Source organism: Thalassotalea agarivorans (genome assembly GCF_030295955.1).
GTDB classification, from domain to species: Bacteria; Pseudomonadota; Gammaproteobacteria; order Enterobacterales; family Alteromonadaceae; genus Thalassotalea_D; species Thalassotalea_D agarivorans.
The window spans coordinates 764,939-790,211 of sequence record NZ_AP027363.1 but is presented as its reverse complement, the minus strand read 5'-3'; the positions used below and the strand labels follow the sequence as shown (position 1 = coordinate 790,211).

23 protein-coding genes are annotated in these 25,273 nt (G+C 42.7%); 6 read left to right on the top strand and 17 right to left on the bottom strand.

Annotated features, from left to right (window positions below):
- Window positions 1-7 precede the first annotated feature (7 nt).
- Entirely contained in the window at window positions 8-490 is a 483-nt protein-coding gene (locus QUD85_RS03660; RefSeq protein WP_093327803.1) for a YajQ family cyclic di-GMP-binding protein, read from the bottom strand.
- A gap of 117 nt (window positions 491-607) precedes the next feature.
- Here QUD85_RS03660 and QUD85_RS03655 point away from each other — a divergent pair, with 117 nt between their 5' ends.
- Together QUD85_RS03655 and QUD85_RS03650 are read left to right on the top strand one after the other, a co-directional pair.
- Window positions 608-967, top strand: a complete 360-nt coding sequence (locus QUD85_RS03655) for a VanZ family protein (protein WP_093327804.1) — start codon at window positions 608-610, stop codon at window positions 965-967.
- Window positions 964-1,869: a ketopantoate reductase family protein gene (locus tag QUD85_RS03650; protein WP_093327805.1), complete on the top strand. Its 906-nt coding sequence runs from the start codon at window positions 964-966 to the stop codon at window positions 1,867-1,869. Before QUD85_RS03655 ends, QUD85_RS03650 begins: the two co-directional genes overlap by 4 nt.
- A gap of 208 nt (window positions 1,870-2,077) precedes the next feature.
- Here the strand turns inward: QUD85_RS03650 and thiI are convergent, their stop codons facing one another.
- Window positions 2,078-3,532, bottom strand: coding sequence for a tRNA uracil 4-sulfurtransferase ThiI (gene thiI, locus QUD85_RS03645; RefSeq protein ID WP_093327807.1), 1,455 nt, complete (start codon window positions 3,530-3,532; stop codon window positions 2,078-2,080).
- A gap of 137 nt (window positions 3,533-3,669) precedes the next feature.
- Here thiI and xseB point away from each other — a divergent pair, with 137 nt between their 5' ends.
- From xseB to dxs, 3 genes are read left to right on the top strand one after another with little or no spacing between them, the layout of a single operon-like run.
- Window positions 3,670-3,918, top strand: a complete 249-nt coding sequence (xseB, locus tag QUD85_RS03640; protein WP_093327808.1) for an exodeoxyribonuclease VII small subunit — start codon at window positions 3,670-3,672, stop codon at window positions 3,916-3,918.
- Window positions 3,918-4,805 carry a (2E,6E)-farnesyl diphosphate synthase gene (gene ispA, locus QUD85_RS03635; protein ID WP_093327810.1) on the top strand — a complete coding sequence of 296 codons (888 nt, stop codon included), beginning with the start codon at window positions 3,918-3,920 and terminating at the stop codon, window positions 4,803-4,805. Before xseB ends, ispA begins: the two co-directional genes overlap by 1 nt.
- 24 nt (window positions 4,806-4,829) lie before the next feature.
- Window positions 4,830-6,692, top strand: a complete 1,863-nt coding sequence (dxs, locus tag QUD85_RS03630) for a 1-deoxy-D-xylulose-5-phosphate synthase (RefSeq protein ID WP_093327811.1) — start codon at window positions 4,830-4,832, stop codon at window positions 6,690-6,692.
- A 53-nt stretch (window positions 6,693-6,745) separates the two neighbouring features.
- Here dxs and ribBA read toward each other — a convergent pair whose 3' ends face one another.
- The 10 genes from ribBA to QUD85_RS03580 all read right to left on the bottom strand — a co-directional run bounded on the left by ribBA (window position 6,746) and on the right by QUD85_RS03580 (window position 17,245).
- Window positions 6,746-7,855 carry a bifunctional 3,4-dihydroxy-2-butanone-4-phosphate synthase/GTP cyclohydrolase II gene (ribBA, locus tag QUD85_RS03625; protein WP_093327813.1) on the bottom strand — a complete coding sequence of 370 codons (1,110 nt, stop codon included), beginning with the start codon at window positions 7,853-7,855 and terminating at the stop codon, window positions 6,746-6,748.
- Window positions 7,856-7,867: 12 nt separating this feature from the next.
- Window positions 7,868-8,530, bottom strand: a complete 663-nt coding sequence (locus QUD85_RS03620) for a riboflavin synthase (protein ID WP_093327814.1) — start codon at window positions 8,528-8,530, stop codon at window positions 7,868-7,870.
- A 4-nt stretch (window positions 8,531-8,534) separates the two neighbouring features.
- On the bottom strand, window positions 8,535-9,662 hold the full coding sequence (gene ribD, locus QUD85_RS03615) for a bifunctional diaminohydroxyphosphoribosylaminopyrimidine deaminase/5-amino-6-(5-phosphoribosylamino)uracil reductase RibD (protein WP_093327816.1): 1,128 nt from the start codon (window positions 9,660-9,662) through the stop codon (window positions 8,535-8,537).
- A gap of 2 nt (window positions 9,663-9,664) precedes the next feature.
- Window positions 9,665-10,114 (bottom strand): transcriptional regulator NrdR, encoded by a 450-nt coding sequence (gene nrdR, locus QUD85_RS03610; RefSeq protein WP_093327817.1) that lies wholly within the window; start codon window positions 10,112-10,114, stop codon window positions 9,665-9,667.
- Between the two features lie 72 nt (window positions 10,115-10,186).
- On the bottom strand, window positions 10,187-11,443 hold the full coding sequence (gene glyA, locus QUD85_RS03605) for a serine hydroxymethyltransferase (protein ID WP_093327818.1): 1,257 nt from the start codon (window positions 11,441-11,443) through the stop codon (window positions 10,187-10,189).
- 329 nt (window positions 11,444-11,772) lie between these two features.
- Window positions 11,773-12,936, bottom strand: coding sequence for an ABC transporter permease (locus QUD85_RS03600; RefSeq protein ID WP_093327820.1), 1,164 nt, complete (start codon window positions 12,934-12,936; stop codon window positions 11,773-11,775).
- Window positions 12,933-13,667, bottom strand: coding sequence for an ABC transporter ATP-binding protein (locus tag QUD85_RS03595; protein ID WP_093327821.1), 735 nt, complete (start codon window positions 13,665-13,667; stop codon window positions 12,933-12,935). The genes QUD85_RS03600 and QUD85_RS03595 overlap by 4 nt, the downstream gene beginning before the upstream one ends.
- 9 nt (window positions 13,668-13,676) lie before the next feature.
- The gene (locus QUD85_RS03590; RefSeq protein WP_093327822.1) at window positions 13,677-15,110 is read right to left on the bottom strand and encodes an alpha/beta fold hydrolase; all 1,434 of its coding nucleotides are present in this window, start codon (window positions 15,108-15,110) and stop codon (window positions 13,677-13,679) included.
- Window positions 15,111-15,220: 110 nt separating this feature from the next.
- Window positions 15,221-15,712 carry a type 3 dihydrofolate reductase gene (gene folA / locus QUD85_RS03585; protein ID WP_093327824.1) on the bottom strand — a complete coding sequence of 164 codons (492 nt, stop codon included), beginning with the start codon at window positions 15,710-15,712 and terminating at the stop codon, window positions 15,221-15,223.
- A 195-nt stretch (window positions 15,713-15,907) separates the two neighbouring features.
- Window positions 15,908-17,245, bottom strand: coding sequence for an NAD(P)/FAD-dependent oxidoreductase (locus QUD85_RS03580; RefSeq protein ID WP_093327825.1), 1,338 nt, complete (start codon window positions 17,243-17,245; stop codon window positions 15,908-15,910).
- Window positions 17,246-17,340: 95 nt separating this feature from the next.
- On the opposite strand from QUD85_RS03580, the gene QUD85_RS03575 reads away from it, so the two are divergent.
- Window positions 17,341-17,904 carry a GNAT family N-acetyltransferase gene (locus QUD85_RS03575; protein ID WP_177168838.1) on the top strand — a complete coding sequence of 188 codons (564 nt, stop codon included), beginning with the start codon at window positions 17,341-17,343 and terminating at the stop codon, window positions 17,902-17,904.
- Window positions 17,905-18,087: 183 nt separating this feature from the next.
- Here QUD85_RS03575 and QUD85_RS03570 read toward each other — a convergent pair whose 3' ends face one another.
- The 5 genes from QUD85_RS03570 to thrA form a co-directional block, all read right to left on the bottom strand.
- Window positions 18,088-19,602, bottom strand: a complete 1,515-nt coding sequence (locus QUD85_RS03570) for an aminotransferase class V-fold PLP-dependent enzyme (protein ID WP_093327827.1) — start codon at window positions 19,600-19,602, stop codon at window positions 18,088-18,090.
- Window positions 19,603-19,788: 186 nt separating this feature from the next.
- Window positions 19,789-20,490, bottom strand: coding sequence for a uracil-DNA glycosylase (gene ung, locus QUD85_RS03565; RefSeq protein WP_093327829.1), 702 nt, complete (start codon window positions 20,488-20,490; stop codon window positions 19,789-19,791).
- An 82-nt stretch (window positions 20,491-20,572) separates the two neighbouring features.
- Window positions 20,573-21,850 (bottom strand): threonine synthase, encoded by a 1,278-nt coding sequence (thrC, locus tag QUD85_RS03560; RefSeq protein WP_093327831.1) that lies wholly within the window; start codon window positions 21,848-21,850, stop codon window positions 20,573-20,575.
- Window positions 21,851-21,872: 22 nt separating this feature from the next.
- Window positions 21,873-22,817, bottom strand: coding sequence for a homoserine kinase (gene thrB, locus QUD85_RS03555; protein WP_093327834.1), 945 nt, complete (start codon window positions 22,815-22,817; stop codon window positions 21,873-21,875).
- Complete coding sequence (gene thrA / locus QUD85_RS03550; protein WP_093327836.1) at window positions 22,817-25,273, bottom strand: bifunctional aspartate kinase/homoserine dehydrogenase I; 2,457 nt, start codon at window positions 25,271-25,273, stop codon at window positions 22,817-22,819. The genes thrB and thrA overlap by 1 nt, the downstream gene beginning before the upstream one ends.

Below are 25,273 nucleotides of genomic sequence, written 5' to 3'. Positions count from 1 at the left end.
TAAGACGCTAGTCTCTGAAATTATTAAATTGAAAGCTTTGCCCTAGCTCAGCTTCTCGCACCAATTGCATCACGGCTTGCAAATCATCGCGTTTTTTACCCGTGACACGCACACTATCACCTTGGATAGCCGCTTGCACTTTTAACTTTGAATCTTTAATTAGCTTGACGATTTTTTTCGCAACCGGTTGCTCAATGCCTTCTTTAAACGCAACACTTACCCACCAATTTTTACCTGATGCTTGCGGCTCGCCAACATCCATCGCTTGTGGGTCGACTTTACGGCGCGTTAAGTTGTTTCTTAAGATGTCTACTAATTGCGTCAATTGATAATCGCTTTCTGACGAAATTTTTACATTCGGCTTATTCCATTCAAAGTTTGCTTCAACGTTTTTGAAATCCCAACGCGTTGCTAAATCGCGTGTCGCGTTTTCTGTTGCATTGCGCACTTCTTCCATATCGGTTTCTGAAACAATATCAAACGATGGCATAGTTAACTCTCTTACTAATTTTTATGTAAATAAGAAAAATTTCGCACAAGGGCTAAACATTTTTCTTTTTAATGATAAACTGCGCACTAAAATACAATAATTAACGCACGAATACGAATGTTTGCGGCGAAAAAACAAAATCAAAGTTTACTTCTTAAAGGCAATATCTTACTGGTTATCGCGCTCATAGTTTTTGCTTGGGCATTAGACGTACCAGCAGAAACATTTAAAGCACTTGATACCGTTGGCCACTTTGTTGGTTTTCTTGTACTTACTGCCGTGTGCCACTACTTCACCCGTATTCCGCTCACTACGTTAGTTATTTGTTTAATATGTTACGCAGCACTTACCGAGCTTAGTCAATATTATTTAGGCTTTAGAAACGGAGAGGTGCGCGATGTTATTGCCAATATATTTGGCATTTGTAGTTATATTTTTCTTTTTGCTTTGTTATCACCGAAAAGGAGAAAGCTGTGAATATCGTTGTTGTCGGGCAGGGAGCAATGGGCCTGCTATGGTATGGCAAGTTATCCCGTTTAAATCATCAAATTACCTTAAAAGCGTCAACTGAAGGCTTTAGTTTAGATCCCATCTTACAGCTCACTGAAACCAGTGGCAGTAACAGTCGTTACATACTAAAAGACTGTGTGCCTAAAGATTTTCGCAATGCCAATATTGTTATCGTTGCGGTTAAAAGTTATCAAGTAAATGATGCCATGTTGCAACTGCATCGTTATATCAACAAAAACTGCGTGGTTATCTATACCCACAATGGTTTGTTGGACGAAGAGGTATATTACCCACCGACCTATGACAACATCCCTTCGATGTTGTTACTCACCACGCATGGCTGTAAAAAGCATACCACGCATCATATAGAACATACGGGTGAAGGTCGTTCAATGCTGGGTTGGTTAAAAGATACCGGCAGCGTTGCACATGAAAAACTGATCACCAGCGTGTTAAATCAGGCGTTGCCCACAGTTACTTGGCACGATGATATAAAAACACAACAGTGGTCTAAACTTGCGATAAATTGCGTTATCAATCCACTAACGGCGATACATGATGTCGACAATGGTGCGCTTTGTGACGAACAATACAAAGAAGATATTTCGACAATAATTGCCGAAGTTGTTGCTGTTGCGAAAACACAAGGTATTGCACTTGATGCGAGCATGTTAGAAGCACAAGCTATCGCCACGGCAAATGCGACAGCAAGCAATACCTCATCTATGCGCGCAGATTTGTTAGCCGGTAGAAAAAGCGAAATAGACGAAATAAACGGTGCTATCGTTGCGCTAGCAAAAGGTAAGAAAGTGAGCGTCAAACTAAACGAATCACTTGTTGCGCAAGTAAAAGCAAAAGAAAACGCTTAACTTTCATCCATAGTAAAAAGCCTCATCCCGTGATGTGAATTCACGGGGTTTCGTTCCTTATATGATTGCTTCACTTCATAGAAAAAGGAACGAGTAAAACGTCATCCCGCACTTGTAAAAATCGTCATCCCGCACGCTGATGCGGGATCTCAAAGATCAGAGTATCTTTTTCACTTAGCTCGAAGCCCGTAGCTTCTTTAATACCTCACTACGGACGATAGACCTTCACATTTTTAAAACCACTATCGTGCAAATATAAGGCCTGAAGTTTGCTCATTACGCCACGGTCGCAATAAAGTAAATAATTTTTGTCTTGCGCAAGATCGCCGAACTGAGTCGCTAACTTGTAAAATGGAATATGCTTAACTTCAACACCTTCTAAGTCGAGCGGATTTTCGTCTTCCTCTTCTGGGCTACGAATGTCTAGCACAACATCATCTGCGGTAAAGCTTTCAACTGTATCTACAGCGGCGACTTCTTTTTCAGATTCTTGTCCAATATCGCGAATATCAAAGATGCGTACATCTTCAACAACCTTGTCTAAAATGCCAAAATCAAAGTTATCTTCTTCTGACTCAACTTTAGACAATATCGCCTTAACTGTCGGCTTTTTAGAAATCACGCCGCAGTATTCAGGAATAGTTTTAGCAAAATCTTCCGTGCCAATATCGCGCGCAATATCAATGATTTCTTGTTTGTCATACGCGGTAAGTGGACGTAACACTAAAGTTTCAGTAACGCGATCAATCACGTTTAAGTTAGTTAACGTTTGGCTAGATACCTGACCTAGACTTTCACCTGTTACTAATGACTGAATGCCAGCTTTTTCAGCAATCTTACTAGCTGCTCTAAACATCATGCGTTTAAGCACAACGCCCATTTGGCCATTTTCAACTTTCTCTAAAATCTCGGCAACGACAGGTTCAAAGTCAACAGCATAAAACTTCACTCGATGTGACGCGCCAAACTTATCCCAAAGATAGTAGCTTACTTCTTTTACGCCCACTTCATGCGCGCTGCCACCCAAATTAAAGAAACAAAAGTGAGTGCGAGCACCCTTGCGAATCATTTGATAGCTAGACACACCTGAATCAAAACCACCAGACATTAGTGACAACACATCTTCTTGTGTTGCAATAGGAAAACCACCTAAGCCTTTATGTAGCTCGGTGATGATGAATAGTTTGTCTTTTTTGATTTCCAAGCGAATCGTCACGTCTGGATTTTTCAATTTAACACGCGCACTTTCAACCGATTGATTTAGCCCGCCACCAACATATTGCTCAGCTTTGATAGAGTTAAAATCATGATCGCCACTACGTTTTATACGTACACAAAAACTCTTATTTTCAATTGTTTTTGCGTGTACCGCTAACGTTTGTTTAAACACATCGTCGAGGTCTGTAAAAGTAGACTGCTTAACTTCAATAAACTGTGGAATACCTGGAATGCACTTGAGTGTTTCAATTAATTTAGTACGATTCTCTGCCGATTCGTCTGCCGTATTTACTTCGATTGAATCCCAATGCATTGCTGTTTTAACTTGCGGGTCTACGCGGCGCAAAACGTTCTTGATATTGGATTCCAATATCTTAGTAAAACGTTTACGAACCGGACGACTTTTAATCGTAATTTCTGCCTGCAATTTAACAATAAACTTCATTGGGTCTCTACTCTGTATTAAATTCGCGCGGATTATACACTAATGCGGTTAAAATGTGGTAAATTGTTGCCCCATTAGTAACACTCAATAACAACTTAACCGATCATCGCGACACGATCAGCGGACAAATAACCAAAATGACAACTAAAAAAGATGAAAATATGTCGTTTGAAACGGCATTATCTTCCTTAGAAAACATAGTGCAACAACTAGAAAAAGGCGACCTGCCGCTTGAGCAGGCGATGGCACTTTTTGAGCAAGGACTGGCGCTAAGCAAAACAACCCAACAAACGTTGCAGCAAGCCGAACAAAAGATAAAAGTGCTGATGGACAAGCATCAAGACGCACCTTTACAAGATTTTGAGTTAACGCAGGACGATCAATAGTGAAGACACTCGCTAATCTTGCGACCTATCAACAAAGAAGCAACCAATTTCTACAACAGGCGATTAGCAACCTAGCTATTACCGACAAAAAGCTACTCGAAGCTATGGAATATGCCTTGCTCATTGGCGGAAAGCGTATGCGTCCATTTTTAGCGTATACAACGGGTGAAGTTTTTGGCGCAAACTTAGAAGATATCGACGCGATTGCAGCGGCAATAGAGTGCATACACGCCTATTCACTTATCCATGACGACTTACCGGCGATGGATGATGATGATTTACGCCGAGGCAAACCTACCTGTCACATTGCTTTTGATGAAGCCACCGCAATTCTAGCAGGTGATGCACTGCAAACTCTGGCCTTTGACTTACTGGCTAACCATCCATTTAAAGCCGTTACAAGCGCCGAACAAGTTCAGTTAATCAGTATGCTAGCAAAAGCTTCTGGCTATCAAGGTATGTGTGGTGGTCAAGCGATGGATCTTAGCGCAACCAATAGCCGTATATCGTTAGAGCAGTTAGAACATATCCATGCGTTAAAAACAGGAGCGTTGCTTAAGGCTTCCATGTTAATGGCTTTAAAATGTACTAAAGTTGAAGCGAGCGCATACAATACTTGCGAACGCTTTGCCCATTTAATTGGACTAGCTTACCAAGTGCAAGACGATATAATCGATGTTACATCTACCGATGAAGAATTAGGAAAACCTGCTGGATCCGACGTTGCTGCAAACAAAAGTACCTATCCTGCATTACTTGGTTTACAAAAATCAAAAGAAAAAGCTGACCAGTTATACAGTGAAGCACTTCAAGCATTAGACAGTTTGCCTTACAATACGCAAAATTTAGCAGACTTTGCCACGTTTATCGTCAAACGTGTGAGCTAAACAAGAGAATTTATTAAGGTTTATATGACAATTAATCTTGCGGATTACCCGCTGATTGCCAATATTGACAGCCCAGATGATTTGCGCGCGTTGTCGCAAGACAAGTTGGAGCAAGCAAGTAATGAGCTGCGCCAGTATCTACTTGATTCTGTCAGTAAAAGTAGTGGCCATTTTGCATCTGGCCTAGGGACTATTGAACTAACAGTAGCCTTGCACTATGTGTATAACACACCATTTGACCAACTAATATGGGATGTTGGCCATCAAGCCTACCCGCACAAAATTTTAACGGGCCGCAGAGATCAATTACATACTATCCGTCAAAAAGAAGGCTTACACCCGTTCCCTTGGCGTGAAGAAAGTGAATACGACGTGCTTAGCGTTGGTCACTCAAGTACTTCAATATCAGCTGCTTTAGGTTTAGCTGTGGCAGCCGAAAAAGAAGCGAAAGATCGTAAAGTGGTTGCTGTTATTGGCGATGGTGCAATGACAGCAGGTATGGCATTTGAAGCGCTAAATCATGCTGGTGATATTAAAAAAGATATGTTGGTTGTTCTCAACGACAATGAAATGTCGATTTCAGAAAATGTCGGTGCACTAAACAATCACTTTGCCAAGATGCTTTCTGGTAGCTTGTTTCACGGTTTTAGAGAAGGCAGTAAGGCCATTCTTAAAACGATTCCGCCAATCAAAGAATTTGCGTCTCGTGCCGAAGAGCACTTAAAAGGTATGGTTGTACCTAGCACCTTTTTTGAAGAGCTAGGTTTTAATTATATCGGCCCAATCGACGGTCACGACGTCAATGGTTTAGTCGACACTATCCGCAATATGCGTAACCTTAAAGGTCCGCAAATACTGCATGTGGTGACTAAAAAAGGAAAAGGGTACGAACAAGCAGAGCAAGATCCAATCAAGTACCATGCGGTACCAAAATTTGATCCAAGCGAAACTACCCTGCCTAAATCAGCACCTAGTGTACCGACCTATTCAGCCGTATTTGGCGACTGGTTATGTAAAACCGCTGAACAAGATGAACAATTAGCGGCTATTACGCCTGCGATGCGTGAAGGCTCTGGTATGGTGGAGTTTAGCAAGCGCTTTCCAGATAAATATTTTGACGTTGCCATTGCTGAGCAGCATGCTGTCACCTTCGCAGCTGGCTTAGCGATCGGTGGACACAATACCGTTGTCGCTATCTACTCAAGTTTCTTGCAACGAGGTTATGATCAGCTTATCCATGATATTGCTATTCAAAATCTACCGGTATTGTTTGCAATCGACCGCGCCGGCATTGTTGGTGCTGATGGACCAACACACCAAGGTGCGTTTGATTTAAGTTATATGCGCTGTATTCCAAACCTGGTTATCATGACACCCGCTAATGAACGCGAATGTCAGCTAATGTTGACCACTGGCCATAGGTTAAATCAGCCGGCAGCAGTGCGATACCCAAGAGGCAACGGTGAAGGTATAGATTTACCAGCAATCAACGAAACTATTGAAGTGGGTAAAGCCAACGTTATTAGAACAGGTAAAGACGTCGCCATACTTAGCTTTGGCACTATGCTTTCTGCCGCTAGCGAGGCAGCAGATGCACTAGATGCAACCTTGGTTGATATGCGATTTGTTAAGCCGCTGGACGAAGCATTGTTAGCGACCTTTGCTACACAGTACAACACCATAGTAACAGTGGAAGACAATGCTATTGCTGGTGGCGCGGGTTCAGCCGTGGGTGAATTCTTAGCGAGCCAAAAATATGATGGCGCTTTGCTTCACATTGGCTTACCTGATGAATTTATCAAACACGGTACGCAAGCTGAAATTCATCACGAACTTGGTACGGATGGTAAAGGAATATTGGCCAAGATTAAGGCCTTTATTGGATAACGATTTGATGCTTATCAAATTGAAAACAAAAAAGGCGCCGTTGGCGCCTTTTTTTATTCGTTTATGTATTCGACAACTTCAAGGCCAAATCCAGACAACGAATGATATTTAGTTTGTGAGCTTAGCAAGCGCATTTTACCAACGCCCAAATTCGAAAGAATTTGTGAACCAACACCTACGTTGCGCGAGCCAACATGGCGCTTAACTTCTTTTACTGTTTCACCTGCGTCAAGCTTAGCGTATTTCTCTACTTGCGCGATTAACTCAAGCGGCGACTCATGTTTACCCAATAGCACAAGTACTCCGCCCTCTTCACCAATGCGCTGAAGTGCATCAGAAATTGGCCATTTATTAACGCTTTCACGGTGACTATGCAGCAGATCTCTAAATGTGTTTTCTAAGTGCACACGCACGAGGACCGGAGTCTCTGGATTTACTTCACCTTTGGTTAAAGCAAAGTGCGCCATACCATCGATAGTGTCCTTAAATACCGTTAAATCAAAATCACCATAAGCGGTTGGTAGCTTACACTGAGAAATTCGCTCAATTGTTGTTTCTGTAGCATTACGGTGTTCGATCAAATCCGCGATTGTACCCATTTTGATGCCATGCTTTTTCGCGATAACTTCCAAGTCTGGACGTCGCGCCATGGTGCCATCTTCATTAAGAATTTCGACAATAACTGCGGCAGGTTCAAGCCCTGCTAATCTCGCTAAATCAACACCCGCTTCTGTATGCCCTGCACGGTTTAACACACCACCGTCTTTCGCCATTAATGGAAAAATATGACCTGGCTGTACAACCGAGTGTTTGTTAGCGTTTTTTGCCACCGCAGCTAACACAGTTGTTGCTCTATCTGCTGCTGAAATGCCCGTAGTAACGCCTTCGGCCGCCTCTATTGAAACCGTAAAGTTAGTGGTAAATTGGGCGTCATTCTTATCTACCATCAAAGGCAAATCAAGTTGCTTACAACGGTCTATCGTCATAGGCATACAAATAAGTCCGCGCCCATGTGTCGCCATAAAGTTGATTGCCTCAGGCGTAACCAACTCTGCCGCCATAATAAAATCGCCTTCATTTTCACGATCTTCATCATCCATTAAGATGACCATCTTGCCTGCGGCAATGTCTTCAATGAGTTCTTGTGGCGTATTTAATTGCATAGTTACCTCAAATTAACGAATGAAGCCCGCTTTCGCTAGCGTTGCTTCAGTAATACTATTGTGTTGTTGTGGCATATCTTTGCCAGCAAATTGCAAAAGACGATGTGTGTAGCGAGCAATCACATCGATCTCTAAATTGACGGTGTCGCCCGTCTTGTAATGACTAATGATGGTTTCAGCTGCAGTATGTGGCACGATAGTCAGTCTAAATTGTGCAGATTCTACGCTGTTGACTGTTAAACTAACACCATCGATAGTGACACTGCCTTTTTCAGCGATAAAAGGTGCAATGTCTGCGCCCATCTCAATCCAGTATTGACTGCTGTTGCCCGTATGTTCAATCGCTTGAATTTTAGCAACCGTATCAACATGCCCCGACACCATATGCCCACCAAAACGGGTGGTTGGTAACATGGCTTTTTCTAAATTAATTCGCTGGCCAATGTTGTAATGTTGCCAGTTAGTACGGGATAGTGTTTCTGCCGATATATCTGCGCTAAAGCTCTTTTTGTCAAACGCAACCACGGTTAAACACACGCCGTTGCTCGCGATTGAGTCACCGAGTTTTACATCGGACATATCCAATTGATTAACAGCGATGGTAACGCGAGCGCCATCAGCTTGTGGGCTGATTTGGGTAACTTCACCAACAGACTCAATTATTCCTGTAAACATACTTCTACTTTTCTATTGAAAGGGTTAAACGTAAATCGTTGCCAACTTGCCTAACATCTTTAAAGGTAAGTTTGCTTGCTTGCGCAAGTGTAGTCACACTCGGCATATTAACCAAACTTTTTGCTTCATTACCCAATAACATAGGTGCTTGATATAGCACTAATTCATCGACTAAGTGCCGCTCGATAAAAGCGCCACAGAGTGTTGCGCCCGCTTCTATCAATATGTCATTCAACCCTCTAGCTGCGAGCGTATCGAGAACAAAAGCCAAATCAATTTTGTGCCCACTTTGGCTCTCTACCGTCGGGCATTCTATGTGCTCGACAAAATCAGGCCATTGTACCTTATTTACCGGCCCTTTGGTGAAAACCAAGACTGGTGCTTTGTCACTAAATATTGCCAAATCAGGCGTAAGCCTTTGCTGAGAATCAATGACGATACGAATTGGCTGGCGAATCTCAGGCAAAGGATAGTCGTTATCGGCTAATTGCTCCTTTCTTACGGACATTCGCGCATTATCGGTGATAACCGAATCTGCACCTGTAATAATCGCGCAACTTTGAGCACGTAATCGCTGAACATCTTGGCGACTATTTTCTGATGTAATCCACTGACTTTCACCAGAAGCCATGGCGGTTTTACCATCAAGACTCGCCGCTAACTTGCAGCGAACGTACGGGCGTTTTTGCTCCATCAAAGTAATAAAGCCAGGGTTAAGCGCTTTCGCTTCATCGCCTAATAACCCTGCGCTGCAGGCTATGCCCGCGGTTTTTAACATCGCAATACCATTACCTGCAACGGTTGGGTTTGGATCAACCATGGCACATATTACTTTAGATACCTGCGCATCAATCAATGCTTTGGCACAGGGTGGAGTGCGCCCATAATGGCTGCAAGGTTCAAGCGTGACATACACAGTTGCACCTTTTGCAAGTGCTTTAGCCTGTGCAAGCGCATTAACTTCGGCGTGACCTTCTCCTGCTTTGCGGTGATAACCTTCACCCACAACTTCGCCATTATTCACGATGACACAGCCCACTCTGGGATTAGGCGACGTGGTATAAAGACCTCGCTTAGCTAGGGCAATTGCTCGCGTCATATAATGGTAGTCTTGTGAGCTATATTCACGCACGATTATTCACCTAATTTTGCGATTTCTTCGCCAAACTCTTTGATATCTTCAAAAGAGCGATACACTGAGGCAAATCGAATGTAGGCAACCTTATCCAATGCTTTAAGTTGCTCCATAATCAAGTTACCCAACATTTCGCTAGATACTTCCCGCTCACCCGTGGCTCGCAATTGAGACTGTACCTTGTTCACCGCTAATTCGGTTTCTTCTAAGCTGACGGGACGCTTTTCTAACGCACGAAGCAAGCCAGAACGCATTTTTTCTTCATTGAAGGGTTCACGAGAACCATCTCTTTTGATGATGCGCGGCATCACTAATTCAGCAGATTCAAAGGTGGTGAATCTTTCATGGCATTCATTGCATTCTCGGCGACGACGCACTTGATGCCCGTCAGAGACTAATCGAGAGTCGATAACTTTAGTGTCGTTTGCTGTGCAAAAAGGACAATACATAGATAATCCAGATAGAAAAATGGCCGCTAATTTGCGGCCATTTTAAACTAAAATTTGATAAATATCTTTATCTTATGCGTAAACAGGGAAGCGAGAACAAAGTTCTGTCACTTTCGCTTTTACTTCTTCGATAACAGCTTCATTTTCGATGTCATCTAAAATGTCACAAATCCAACCGGTTAATGCTTTAGTTTCTTCAAGACCAAAACCACGGCGAGTGATCGCTGGTGTACCTAAACGCAGACCAGACGTTACAAAAGGAGAACGAGGATCGTTAGGTACCGAGTTTTTGTTTACAGTAATGTGCGCTCTACCTAGTGCAGCGTCTGCATCTTTACCTGTAATATCTTTGTCGATAAGGTCTAGCAATAGTAAGTGATTGTCAGTACCGTTAGATACGACTTTATAACCACGCTCTTGCAGTACAGCAACCATCGCTTTTGCATTGTCTAAAACGTTTTGCTGGTAAGTTTTAAACTCTGGTGCCAATGCTTCTTTAAACGCAACAGCTTTTGCTGCAATAACGTGCATCAATGGGCCGCCTTGACCACCTGGGAATACAGCTGAATTTAATTTCTTGTAGATGTCCTCATCACCACATGCAGACACAATCAAACCACCACGAGGGCCAGCTAGTGTTTTGTGTGTTGTTGTTGTAACAACATGAGCGTGTGGTACTGGATTTGGATACAAGCCAGCAGCAATAAGACCGGCAACGTGAGCCATATCAACCATGAAGTACGCACCAACACTGTCTGCGATTTTACGCATACGTGCCCAGTCAACGATACCAGAGTAGGCTGAAAAGCCACCGATAATCATTTCTGGCTTGTGCTCTTGTGCTAAACGCTCTACTTCGTCGTAGTCGATTTCACCTGTTTCAGGGTGAAGACCATATTGAATTGCTTCGTACAATTTACCTGAAAAGTTAACATGTGAACCATGCGTTAAGTGACCACCGTGCGCTAAGCTCATACCAAGTACTTTTGCACCTGGTGTAACTAATGCTTGAAAAACTGCGGCATTAGCTTGTGAACCAGCATGTGGTTGTACGTTTGCATATTCAGCGCCGAACAATTCTTTCGCGCGTTCAATTGCAAGTTGCTCTGCAACATCTACATACTCACAACCGCCGTAATAACGCTTTCCAGGGTAACCTTCAGCATATTTGTTTGTTAACTGTGAACCCTGCGCTTCTAGCACGCGTGGGCTACAATAGTTTTCAGACGCAATAAGCTCTACGTGCGCTTCTTGGCGGGCAACTTCTTTTTCCATTGCTGCAAAAAGTTCAGCATCGTAATCAGCAATATTCATATCGCGTTTCAACATGGTAATTCCTCAAAATTGGTGGCTAAAGACAGGCTTTAGACTTTAAATTTAGGTAGTGTAAATCGAATAAAATTTCTGCGCGCTATTTTGCCTCAATAGGCGCTATTTGTATACGACAATTGTGTTATCCCTTAGCTTATTTTTACATAAACCGACTAGGAAAATACACGACTCACTCAAGCAGTTTCGCACAAAAGACAGTAAAAATCCAACAAGATAGAATTATAAACAATAAAATAAAACAAATATGAAATTTAATTCAATTTATAGGCGCGTAAACAAAAATAAAGGCGGATTGTCCGCCTTTATTTAAAACATTGCTTTGTAGATTAACTCAATGCCAAAACTGTTTTTTCTGAGGTGAGCTTTTTCGCCATCGTTTGTACGAGTACCACCGTCATAACTAGGGTAACAACCCCTGTAAAAAAGAGCATTTCCATATTAATCGGTACAGCCTTAAACAGATCTTCCATCAATAAATATTGTCCCGATATTGGTGCCCATTCCAACCATTTTGGCTTGTCTTGAATAAAGGTTAAGGCAGCCGGTATTAGGGCCGGTAGAATAATGATCATAGAGACTGTTGATTGCGCTTCTTTAAAGCTTTTTGCTTGAAATGCAAAAAATAACTGTAAGGCGCTAGCAAACAAACAAATTGGCAACAACAAAGCGACCAATACAGCAATGGTATAACCGTCAAGTGTAAAGGTTGCGCCAATGGTGGTTAAGTCGATAAAACTCACCGCAACACTAGTGAGCACCAACGTAAGTACTACACCGATGACCGCAATTAAACTGGCACAGCTTAGTTTGGCCAATACGATGTTTAGAGTTTTCACTGGTTGACATAAAATCACCTCTAACACATTGCGCTCTCTTTCTCCGGCACTTGAGTCAATAGCGACACTCAGGCCCGACATGAAAGCAGCCATAAGCAAATAGATGCCTAACAACATTGAGATAAACATCGCATTGGAACTTGGCACCGCTTCATCAAACTCAATCAAATTGATTGGTTGCATCAACTTCACGTCAATACCGCGCACCATCATGCGACGATAACCTATATTGCGAGAATAGCCATTAATGGTATTTTTTATTCGGCGCAGAGGCGAGCGCAATGCATTGTCGCTATAGTCAGCAGATAAAGTCATTTTAATTTGTTTACCTGCGACCATATCTTCAGCAAAAGACTCAGGAATCGTTAATCTTACATCACGTTCTTGCCACAAAGTTTGTTTATCTTGTGGCACATCACTAAGCAACAAAATATTTTCTTTCGCCATTGCTTCAATCAGCTTTGGTGCATACTCGGCGCCCGTAACATTAATAAAGATATCAGGCTTTTCAACAGCTTCCTTTATCGCCATTTTTGAGATGGCAAAAATCATCACAGGCGCCATTAACGCCAGCATCAAGGCCGCAGCAAGTGCTCTTTTGTCTCGAAAGGCTTCTTTTAGCTCTTTAAACAGTAACGCGTTAAATTGCATCATGCTGCTATCCCCTCATCTGAACCAATAATTTTCACAAACGCTTCTTCTAAATGTGTTTCGCCAGCAAGTTTACACAATTCTTCCGGTGTTCCTTGCGCCGCAAGTTTGCCGTTGGCAACGATGATCACGCGATCACACAATGCTGCAACTTCTTGCATCACATGAGAGGAAAACAAAATGCAATGGCCATGTTCTTTAAACTTAGAAAGGTAGTTTCTTAATACGCGCGTACTCATCACATCGAGGCCTCGCGTTGGTTCATCTAACACAAAATTTTGCGGTTTGTGCACAAGCGCCTGTGCTAATGTTACCTTCATGCGCTGCCCTTGTGAGAAGCCTTGTGTTTTTCTGTGCGCAAGTTCTTCCATTTCTAAATCAGCAATCACGCGCTCAATCGCTTCTTTTTTTGTTTTACCAGATAAGCCTTGAATACTGGCAAAATAATCAATCTGTTCATATGCAGTTAAGCGTTCAAATAAGCCGAATTTATCAGGAAAAATTCCCAAACGCTTGCGCACGTCTAACGGCTGCTTGGCGACATCAATACCGTCCACGGTGGTAATGCCTTGGTCGGCCTTTAACAATCCATAAATAGTGCGCAAACACGTTGTTTTACCTGCGCCATTTGGGCCTAAAAGGCCCGTGATTTCACCGTCTTTTGCGGTAAACGACAAACCATCGAGAGCTTTCAATGATTTAAACGATTTGTGTAAATTGTTTACTTCGATCATTTTTATTCCTTATAAATCACTGTTTAAGCTAGTCATGAAGCTAGGTTTTTCGATGAGCGCTAAACAACTTTCATCAAGTGCTTTAGGATCTTGCTCTTTAACAAACTGGGCGACTAAATCTGACGCACAAGTGCTCATTGCAACCGTATGAGATGCATGTTCAAGCACGATATGTTTATTGTTTGGCAAAGTCTTTGCTGGAAAATCGCCATTAGACGGAGGTGTTACTGGGTCTAAATTTCCAGATAAAATAAGCGTTGGAATGTTTGCAGTGACTGGTTCATAAAATGCCTCATCCACCTGATATTTCGGCCAAACTGAACAAGCAACGTTAAACGCGGAGTGGCTATCATCTTGACCAAAGGTGTTATCAGCATCAGTTGTCTTCATTTGCTCTGTGACTCTAGGCAAATCTTCACTGCACACTATGTTAAAGGTTAAACCGACATACATGCCTAACCCTTCAGCCGACTGAGCAACAAGGCCTGCTAAAGGCAAGTAATTGCCCTGTGCTGCTTGGCTAATAATTAGCGGCACCATATATCTGCCACGAGTTGAATATAGTTGCAGTCTCACCGTACTAATTAAGCGAGATTTACTGATCACAAAACGCGTAGGTGTGCCCAGTGTTGGATGCGGAATCGTCACTTCAATCGGGCTTTCTTTAAGTGCTGCAACAACGGCATCAAAGTCGCCCCTTAGGTTAGGAAAAGCGTTATTACAGGCGGCATCTTCTTTACAGTGTTTAAGTAGCAAATCAAATGAACGTGATGCACTTTGACCAAATAAACCAATAGGTACTTCAACAGGCCCTACACTGTCGAGCGTTACCGTTTGCAGTGACTCGGGAAATAGCCTCATATAAACCAATGCGGCGCGGGTGCCATAAGAGCCACCATAAATGTGCACTTTTTCATGGCCTAATGCGGCGCGTACTGCGTCAAAATCTCGAATAGCATTTTCCGAGGTGTAATGACTTAAATCAGACGGCAGGGCATCAAGACATTGTTGAATTTCAGTGGTCGTTAGATTTTCAGGAATGAGGATATAAGGGTCAAGTTCGATATTTTCTAAACAAGCTAGCGGTGAAGACCTACCTGTGCCACGTTGATCCACTAAGATAATATCGCGCGTTTTACGGATATCATAAAAAACACGATTAATCATTGGTGATAATTCAGCAGCGGCTTGCCCTGGACCACCTGCTAGAAACATTAATGGCTCGTTATATTGACTATTGTCGATCGCCGGTAACACCGCAAAATTTATTTCGAGTGTCTCACCATCTTTTTGTGCGTAGTCTTGCGGAACCGTAAGGCTGCCACATTGGACTTTAGCCTTGATACCCTCAATGTGGCACGCTTCGACTGGAGATTGCTGTGCATGACTGAGATGAGAAAAAATGCTCGCGATTGAAAAGATAATCGCCCCTTTTATTTTCATTTATTTCGTCCTTTTGATGTGGGAGCAACCATCTTATATCGCTACATTTTTTTTACAATTAAAAAAGCCCGATTTTATCTCGGGCTTTTGTAAAGTTTGTGCGCGCCATACTAACTGCGCTGATAAACACAAAATCTTAAATTGTAAGCATTCTTTTCGTCAGCAGTAAACGGTGTTTCTTCAATCAACTGCCATTGCTGCGCTGTATCATAGGCTGGAAATTGTGTATCCCCTTCAATAGTCGCTTCTATATGGGTAACATAAAGTTTATCTGCGCTCGGTAAGCAATGTGCGTAAATTGCACCACCACCTATCACCATAATCTCTTCTACATCACCGGCCTGTTGCAACGCTTGATCGATTGAATTAACCACGGTAACACCATCAACCGCGTAATTAGGATCGCGCGTGATCACAATGTTTTGGCGACCTGGTAAAGGGCGACCTATCGACTCATATGTCTTACGTCCCATTACCACAGGCTTACCTAACGTTGTTTTCTTAAAATAGGCCAAATCGGCGGGTAAATGCCATGGCATATCGTTGTCTTTACCAATAATACGATTATCAGCGTGGGCAACAATCATCGACAGTATGGTCATATTAATTCTCTTCTGGGCTTCGGGCTTCGGGCTTCGGGCTTCGGGCTTCGGGCTTCGGGCTTCGGGCTTCGGGCTTCGGGCTTCGGGCTTCGGGCTTCGGGCTTCGGGCTTCGGGCTTCGGGCTTCGGGCTTCGGGCTTCGGCTATAGGTTAATTTGTTAGTCGCATTAGTCAATCATTTTATGGTCTGAAATAGCTAAAAATACGCGTCTTTAAATCGCCCATATTGAAAATAGGCCCATTGCCCAACGCGGCGAAATGCGGGGAGTGGAAAATGGGGTAAAGGGGTTTGGTATAAAGGAATATTAGGCACCGCACTTCCTGCGACTTTATCCGCTAAGCGTTTGCCTGCTTGGCAGGTAAAGCTCACACCGCTACCGCAGTATCCGGTGGCGTAAAATACATTGTTTTCCGCATTTTGGTAAACATGCGGAATTTCATCTAATGCGACTGAAATCCACCCTGCCCACGCATAATCTACGCTAACATGTTTTAGCGAAGGATAACTTGATTTTAATACCGCTAATAAACGCTCTGCATAGTAAGGATCTTCTGCGCTTTTTCCTGTGATAGCGCCGCGACCGCCAAACAGAATCCGCTTGTCTGGTAGCTTTCGGTAGTAATATTTTAAAGCCCTCGTATCCATGATCACTTGGTTAGTTTGCAATTGACAAAGCGACAGCTCTTGGTCTGTTAGTGGCCGCGTGACTATCACTTGAGATAACACAGGTAGCGTTTTGTTGTTAAGCACAGGGTGCAAGCCTTTTGGCGTATAACCATTACTTGCCAATACTATTTTTTTGGCGCGAATATTGCCCTGTGGCGTATGTACTATATGGCCGTGGTTTTGTTTCTCAATTGAAAGCGCAGGTGTGTCGCTATAGATAGAGACATTTACTTGGCTTAATAGGTCTTTGTAACCAAGCGCGAGTTTAATTGGGTTTAAACCATAGCCCTTAGCAAACCTGATTGCCCCATAAGCATTTTGATCGGCTGCGTACTGCTGGTGCAACTGATCTCGCGAAAGAATGTCTACATCAACATTGAACATCTTTTTTTGAAGTTCAGCCTGCGCTTTCAACTGCTCAAAGTAACGCGGCCTATGAGCAAGCTTTAAATAGCCTGGTGATTGTTGCTCGCAGTCGATGCCGCGCGCTATAAGTTGATTTAAACGTTCTACGCCTTCAAGCATTTCAGCGTGCACCGCACGCATGGTGTCTTCGCCCCATTGCTGCTGCATTTGCGAGAAGCTTTTTCGCCCCGATGAATGAAGCACAAAACCAGCGTTACGACTGCTGCACCCCCACGCAACACTATTAGCGTCTATCACAGTCGCTTCAATATGATGTTGTTCTGCCAAATGCAGCGCACATGACATACCGGTATAACCGGCGCCAATAATTAATACGTCGGTTGAGATATCTGTTGCTAATGGTTTGGTGCGTAGCTGCGCTGAAGGCACTGTAGATGCCCAATAGCTATCGGCGAGCGGTTGCTTATTGGCTAGTTTTGATGTGGTTAAGGGGTCGTACAAAGCGAGTTCTAATTAAAGAAAGTGTAGACTCATTCTATTAAATTTTAATCGCAATTGGTATTATCCATCGTGTTTTTCAGTTAGGTAATCACAACATGCAAAAGACCATTGAATATCGTCAAATGGAGCCAGAAGATTTTGAACGCGTTATCGCGCTTGGGAACTTTGTCCATGGCGATGGCTACTTAACCAAAGAAAATTTAGCTAGTTGGTACACTAAAGGAATTAAGAATGATATCAATGCCAATTTTGTAGCGTACGATCAGGATAAGCTGGTTGGATTTCGAATAACCTACGCAAATGAGCAATGGCATATCGATAACTGGAATACACCGGACCTATGGCAAGTAGAGCCGCAACATGTCGCCTATTTTAAATGTGCGACCGTTGATTCATCTTATCGCGGATATGGCTTGGGCAAATCTTTGCTTAATGCCTCAATTGATCAACTAAAACTACAAGGAGCGCAAGCTGGTGTTGCGCATTTGTGGAAACAAAGTCCGAACAATAGCGCTGTTGCTTACTTTGAGCGCTGCGGCGGTAAACATGTTAAATCACACCCAGATAAATGGCGAGAAGACGCACTAGCTGGATACGAATGCATCTTGTGCGGATTTGATTGTCACTGCGAAGCCGCGGAAATGATTATTTATTTCTAATATTTGGGGTCAGAACATGTTCTGACCCCAGCTGTTCTAACTCACTTATCGAATAAGAAAATCACCTTTAATTTTTCTAGAAACAAGCCTTAGGCCGCAGCTTATAGGTGCTTTATTCTATTGATTCAGAATTGTATAGATTATATTTGGGGTCAGAACATGTTCTGACCCCAAATGTTTTGGTTAACCGAATAGTTTGAACAGTTTGCCTTTTTTAGGCGGGTTGCCAGATAAAGCGTCGAAGTCGGATAATGTTGGGTACTCGATAGCAATGTTGTGGTTTTCAAAGTCACCTGTCGCAGGATTGAACTTATAGCCTTTGCCCCATTGTTCAATATTTGCAGTGACTTGGTTAATCGCATCGACCACATAGGCGATTTCTTTATTTGTCATGGTTGGGTGAAATGAGGCACGAATCCAACCTGGCTTTTCAGCAAAATCACCCGAATCAATTTGCTCTGTAATTCTATTTGAATGGTCTTGATCAACATTCAGTAGAATATGGCCATAGGTACCTGCACATGAACAACCGCCACGTGTTTGAACACCAAACTTGTCATTTAACAGGCGTACGACCAAATTATGATGCACACCTGGGACATAAAATGACACTATGGCTAGGCGGTTTTTAATGTTTTCTTCTAGCATGACAACGCGATCATTCTTATCAAGCGCTGACATAACATAGTCGATAATGTCAGACTCCCTTGCAAGGATGTTATCTACGCCCATCGCATCTTTAACCTTAATCGCCAAAGCCGTGCGAATACATTGTAAAAAGCCAGGTGTACCGCCATCTTCACGCGCTTCAATATTGTCGTAAAAGCTGTGCTTACCCCACGGGTTGGTCCATGTTACTGTGCCGCCACCTGGATGATCTGGGACTTTGTTTTTATATAAACTTTTGTTGAAAAGCAGTACGCCACTACTGCCTGGACCGCCTAAAAATTTGTGTGGGGAAAAATAAATGGCATCTAGAGACCTAGCAGAATCTGCTGGGTGCATATCGATATCAACATAAGGTGCAGAGCACGCAAAATCGACAAAACATAAACCGTTATGCTTGTGCATCATGGCCGCCATTTCATGATAAGGCGTTTTAATTCCTGTCACGTTTGAGCAGGCTGTAAAAGAGCCTATTTTCATCTTTCGATCTTGGTATTGTTGCAACAGTGCTTCGAGATGTTGCAATGACGGCAATCCATTTTCATCGGGATTAACGATTTCTAACGTTACATCACATTCGTTCCAAGACGTTTGATTGGAATGGTGTTCCATGTGTGTGATAAAGACCACTGGCTTATCAATATCATCAAAATGTACTTGCGACTGCATCCGCTCTGGAATGCGAATACCTAGTATACGTTGAAACTTATTAATAACCGCTGTCATGCCCGCACCATCAGTAATGAGCACATCATTTTCACAGGCGTTTACATGTTGTTTTATGACCATTTGCGCTTCGTGATAAGCGTTGGTCATTGTGGTACCAGTAAGGTTGGTTTCAGTATGTGTGTTAGCGACATAGGGACCAAGGACTTGGCTCAAGTAATCTTCAATCGGTTGATAGAGTCGGCCGCTTGCCGTCCAATCGGCATAAACAACTTGCTGCGTTTTGCCCGCAATGTCATGTGACAATTGCTCACCAATGGTGTTTTCTCTAAATGGTGTGAAATGATGTTCTAATGATAATGGCATAACTAAAATCCAAACCCTCGCTTTGAATGAATTTTAGTTCAAAACCCTTCTGATGAGCAATTGAAAACCAATAAACATTGATATTTAGCAATATCATTTCATTAATGGAAAAATATTAATATTTACACCCTGTAAGGTGTTTAATATTTATCCATTGCAAAACCCTATTCTAAGTTTTGCCTTTTTTTAAAATAGCGATGATTGTTTTTCAGATAATTGCCAGTTAATTGGCTCTCTGTTTTGCGCTTTAAGCCAGTTATTCGCCAAGGAGAAATGGTGGCAATCGAAGAATCCGCGATACGCAGATAAGGGTGAAGGATGCGGCGCTGTTAGAACCAGATGTTTTTGACTATCTATTTGCTCACCTTTTTTCTGAGCCGGACCGCCCCACAACATAAATACACATGGGGTCGATTGTTGATTAATTTCCGCAATCACCGCATCAGTAAACGTTTCCCACCCTATTCCCGCATGGGCGTTGGCGTTACCTTGTTCCACCGTTAATACCGCATTTAACAGCATTACTCCTTGCTTTGCCCAATCAACTAAATAGCCATGTGAAGGGGTAGTGAATGCCACATCGTCTTGCTCTAGTGCTTTATAAATATTCTTCAACGAGGGCGGCACTTTAACCCCTTCTTGAACTGAAAACGCTAAGCCGTGCGCTTGATTCTCTCCGTGGTAAGGATCTTGCCCTAAAATAACTACCTTAGTATCGGCACGTGATGTGTGATTAAACGCTGAAAATATATCTTTGCTTAGTGGATAGACGGTGGCTTTAGCTGTTTTATTGGCTAGCGTCTTTTCAAGATTCTTGAAGTAGTCTTTTTGATGCTGCTCAGTAAAAAAGGATTGCCAATCGTTGGTTGGAAAAAAAGAAGACAACATGATTATTTAGGGCTAATGAATACTGCCTATATGATATAAAAAAAGCCCGCTATCTGCAGGCTTTTTCATACTTGTCGCTCAGCTAAGCAAGAATGTATGTTTTTAGCTGATCAAAATCTGCAGGTAGATCGACTGACAAAATAGTCTCTCCTGCGCAATCGGCTAGCTCTTTAGGCAGCCCTATCGGTTGTCCTAAGATACTTTCCACCACATCTTTAAACTTAGCAGGATGCGCCGTACCAAGGAAAATACCATGTTCTCCCTCTTCACTACTGTATTTTAGTGCTTTATAGGCAACAGCTGCATGAGGTTCACTGATGTATCCCAACTTATTGAGTTGAATAACGCCTGTTTGTGTTTGCTCTTCGTCGATGGAAACAGAAGATACACATTCATCGACAATACCCGATTTGATCATGTGTTCGACACGTGGCCAATTGTTGGGATTACTCACATCCATTGCATTGGAAATTGTCGCTACAGTTTCGTTTGGTGACCACTCCCCCGTTTGCAAATAGCGTGGCACCGTGTCGTTAGCATTTGTCGCTGCAACAAAACGTTTAATCGGCAGCCCCATAGCTTTTGCGAAAAGCCCCGCGGTTAGATTACCAAAATTACCACTTGGCACAGAAAACACGACATCGCCTAGTTTGCTCTTTTGACGAGACAATTGCGCTAACGCCTCAAAGTAGTAACAGATTTGCGCCAATAAACGACTTATATTAATTGAATTAGCAGAGTTTAAACCCACTTGCTTAGCAAATGCTTTATCGTCAAATGCTTGTTTAACCATTGCTTGGCAATCGTCAAAACTGCCTTCAACAGCAACTGTTTTTATATTGCCGCCTAGGGTGGTAAACATTTTTTCCTGCAACAAGCTAATCTTGCCTTTTGGATACAAGATCACGACATCAATGTTATCTAAGCCATGAAAAGCATGGGCAACAGCAGCACCTGTATCACCAGACGTAGCCGTTAATATAGTGATTTTTTGATCTTTACTAAATACTTGTAAACACTGCGCCATAAATCGAGCGCCAAAATCTTTAAATGCTAATGTTGGGCCATGAAACAATTCTAATATCGATTGATTTTCCGAAATGGGTTGAAGCTGTGCTGGGAAATTGAAAGCTTTCGTCACAATTTGCTTTAGTTGTTCTTCGGTTAAACATGACGCCACAAAAGGCTTTAATATTTGCACACTACGCTCAACGAGCGGTAATGACAATAATTCGTCAACATTGTCAAATGCCGGTATAGAAGCAGGGAAAAACAACCCTTGATTTTTACCTAAACCTTGCTTGACCGCTTGAGAAAAACTGACCACCTCATCAGGTTCTTTTAAATTATAAAATTGCACCTGTGTTATTCCTTCTAAAAATTTAATCTATTATTCTTGCGCCAACTTCGTCGGCTTTACAGACATGAACAAAACCTTGATCTGATTGTAAATAGTTTTGTTTTAGCCATGTCGCGGCAGTTTCTGCCTGCTCTAATGTTTCATACACACTAAACATGGTTGGCCCAGACCCTGAAATCCCTGCAGCCAAGCTACCTAGCTTACTAACGGCTTGTTTAGCCTGTTCAAAACCAGGAAGTAGTGATTTTCTATAAGGCTCTGCAACCACATCTTTAATCATTGCAAATGCCATTGCTTTATCTTGTCGATAGCTGGCATCAATAAATGTTGCCAAGTTTTGACCAAATGCAATCAGCTGTTCACGACTATATTGCGATGGCAAAATTTCGCGCGCAGCTTTTGTGTTCACGGTTATACCTGGGTAAGCCATTACATAATAGCAATCACTAAACAATGGTATATCGCGTGTAATGACTTGCTCATCAGGCACCATAAGTTGCAAACCACCGAGGAAACACGGTGCTACGTTGTCGTAATGTAAGCTACCACTGATGTTTGCTTCCATTTCTCCCATCAGCTTCAGTAGATGTTCGCTAGACAATGGTTTTTGATAAAATTCATTTAAAGCAACTAAGGCCGCCACAACGGAGCAAGCACTGGAGCCTAAACCACTGCCAACAGGCATTTTTTTGTCTAAACTTAACGCGACAGTTTTCACTTCAACCGCTTGCGCTTTAAGCGCAGCATTAAACAATAATAAACAATGCCAAACGATATTTTGTTCTTTTTCTTTGGGCAACTTATCAGCAAACTCACCGACGACATCTAATGTATCAATCTGACTCTCTTCAACGGTTACAACGTCACCTAATAACGTGCCATCAACAGGCGTGACCGCTAAGCCCAACACATCAAAGCCAACACTGACATTACCAATAGATGCTGGTGCAAATACAGAAACTTTCATTAGTGTTGCTGCTCCCAGGCTAATGTGCGCAGTAAGTCGCCAAATACACCAGCTGCCGTTACATCAGCACCTGCGCCATACCCACGCAGAACAAATGGTAAAGGCTGATAGTATCTAGAATGAATCGCCAGCGCATTTTCACCATCTTTAATACTATAAAGTGGGTGAGCATTGTCTACGGCTTGAATCGATACTTTACATTTTCCATCTTTGATTTCGCCAATGTAGCGTAACACTTTGCCTTCTGATGCAGCAGATGCGACAGTGTCGGCAAACGACGTATCTAGTTGTTTGATATTGGCCATAAAGGTATCGATATCGCCACTTGCGTCAAAATTTTCAGGTAATACGGATTCCACTGCAATATCCGACAACTCCAACGGCAAACCAGCTTCTCTTGCCATTATTAGCAGCTTACGCGCCACATCCATGCCGCTTAGGTCATCCCTTGGGTCTGGTTCAGTAAAACCATTAGATTTCGCAATTTCTGTCGCCTCAGAAAGTGTCATGCCTTCTTCTAGTTTGCCGAAGATATAAGACAATGAACCTGACAGAATACCTTCAAACTGAGTTAACTCATCACCCGCTTTAATAAGGCTTTGCAAAGTATCGATAACCGGCAGGCCAGCACCTACTGTCGTTTCATATAATAGTCTGCGCCTTGTGTCTTGAGCGGCGCTGCGCATTTGATGGTAATAATCCATCGATGCAGTATTGGCTTTCTTATTTGGTGTAACTACGTGGAAGCCTTCAGCGAGAAAATCAGCGTAAGACATAGCGATATCTTCATTAGACGTTAGATCAACCAGTACAGGGTTAATCAAGTGATTTTCACGTGCAAAGGCTTTTAAATTATCAACATTGACAGCTACTTTTTCGCCATCCAGTGTTGCTTTCCAGTTACTTAAATCGACACCTTCGGTGTCGAATGCCATGCCTTTACTATTGGCAATGCCATACACTTTCATGTCAATGTTTTGCTCTTTCAGGCTCTTTTGCTGGCGAGACATCTGCTCAATAAGCGCGCCGCCAACAACACCACAACCAACCAAAAACACATCTATTGTTGGTTTATGCGAAAAGAAATTTTGATGACTTACTTTCATCGCATCAGTGCATTTGCGCTGTTCTACAACAACCGAAATACTGCGCTCAGAGGAATCTTGCGCTATTGCCACAACATTGACACGTGCTTGCGCAAGAGAGCCAAAAAATTTCGCTGCTACGCCACGCTGTTGCTGCATACCATCGCCAATTAGCGATACAATAGACAAGTTACTTTCCAATTTTACCGGTTCTAGCAATCCGTTTAACAATTCCAACTCAAATTCTTCATTTAAGCTTTGCTGCGCTCTGCGTGCGTCAGCCGTATGTATGCAGAAACTGATACAGTATTCACTACTAGATTGGCTAATCAACACCAGCGAAATGTTTTCTCTGCTCATGGTTGCAAACACGCGACTGGCCATACCTACCATGCCTTTCATACCTGGCCCAGACACGTTGACCATGGTGATGTTGTTAAGGTTAGAAATGGCTTTAACACATTTTTTATCGTCTAAATCGTTGGCAATGCGAGTACCTGGCGCTGATGGATTATGAGTATTTTTTATCAAGCACGGAATATGATATTGAGCTATCGGGCCAATCGTTTTGGGATGCAATACACTTGCACCGAAGTAGGACAATTCCATTGCTTCTTGATAAGACAAGTACTCAAGCAGCTTAGCATCTTTGATCATGCGAGGGTCAGCATTAAATACGCCGTCAACATCGGTCCATATCTCACAGCATTTTGCTTGCGCGCACACAGCCAATACCGCCGCTGAATAATCCGAACCATTTCTTCCCAGCGTGGTAACTCGTTTATGTTCATCTACGCCAATAAAGCCTGGCATTAGTGAAATACCCGACAAGTCACTATATTTTTGACTAAAGATATCTTTACATAACACTAGGTCTGCAACCGCGTTAAGCGAATCGTCGTTTGTACGTAAGAATTTTTCTGGCTCAATAATATTAGCCGACACGTCATGCACCGCTAGTAAAGAAGCGAGTATAGCGATACTCATGCGCTCGCCCATTGAAATCACCATAGCTTTGATATGCGCTGGGCAAAAGGTAAGCAGAGCTGCTCCTTCTAAGTATTGCGATAACTGTTTTTCCCACTGCGCTAATGTTTGCTCAGCATGGTGTTTGTCATAGTTAGGTATTGAAGCGGCTAAATCATCAATAATGGTGGTGATCGCTAATTTAAAGTGGTTCAAATCCTGACCGGTCTGCTCCTTGTTAGCGAAATTTTCAACCATAGCTACAAGATGATTAGTAACGCCTTGTGGCGCCGATAAAACAACAGCGATATCACTATGCTTGCCCTTATCGAGCACGATGTCTGCAACCTGCATGAATCGATTTGCATCTGCTAGTGATGAACCGCCAAACTTTAATACCCGCAT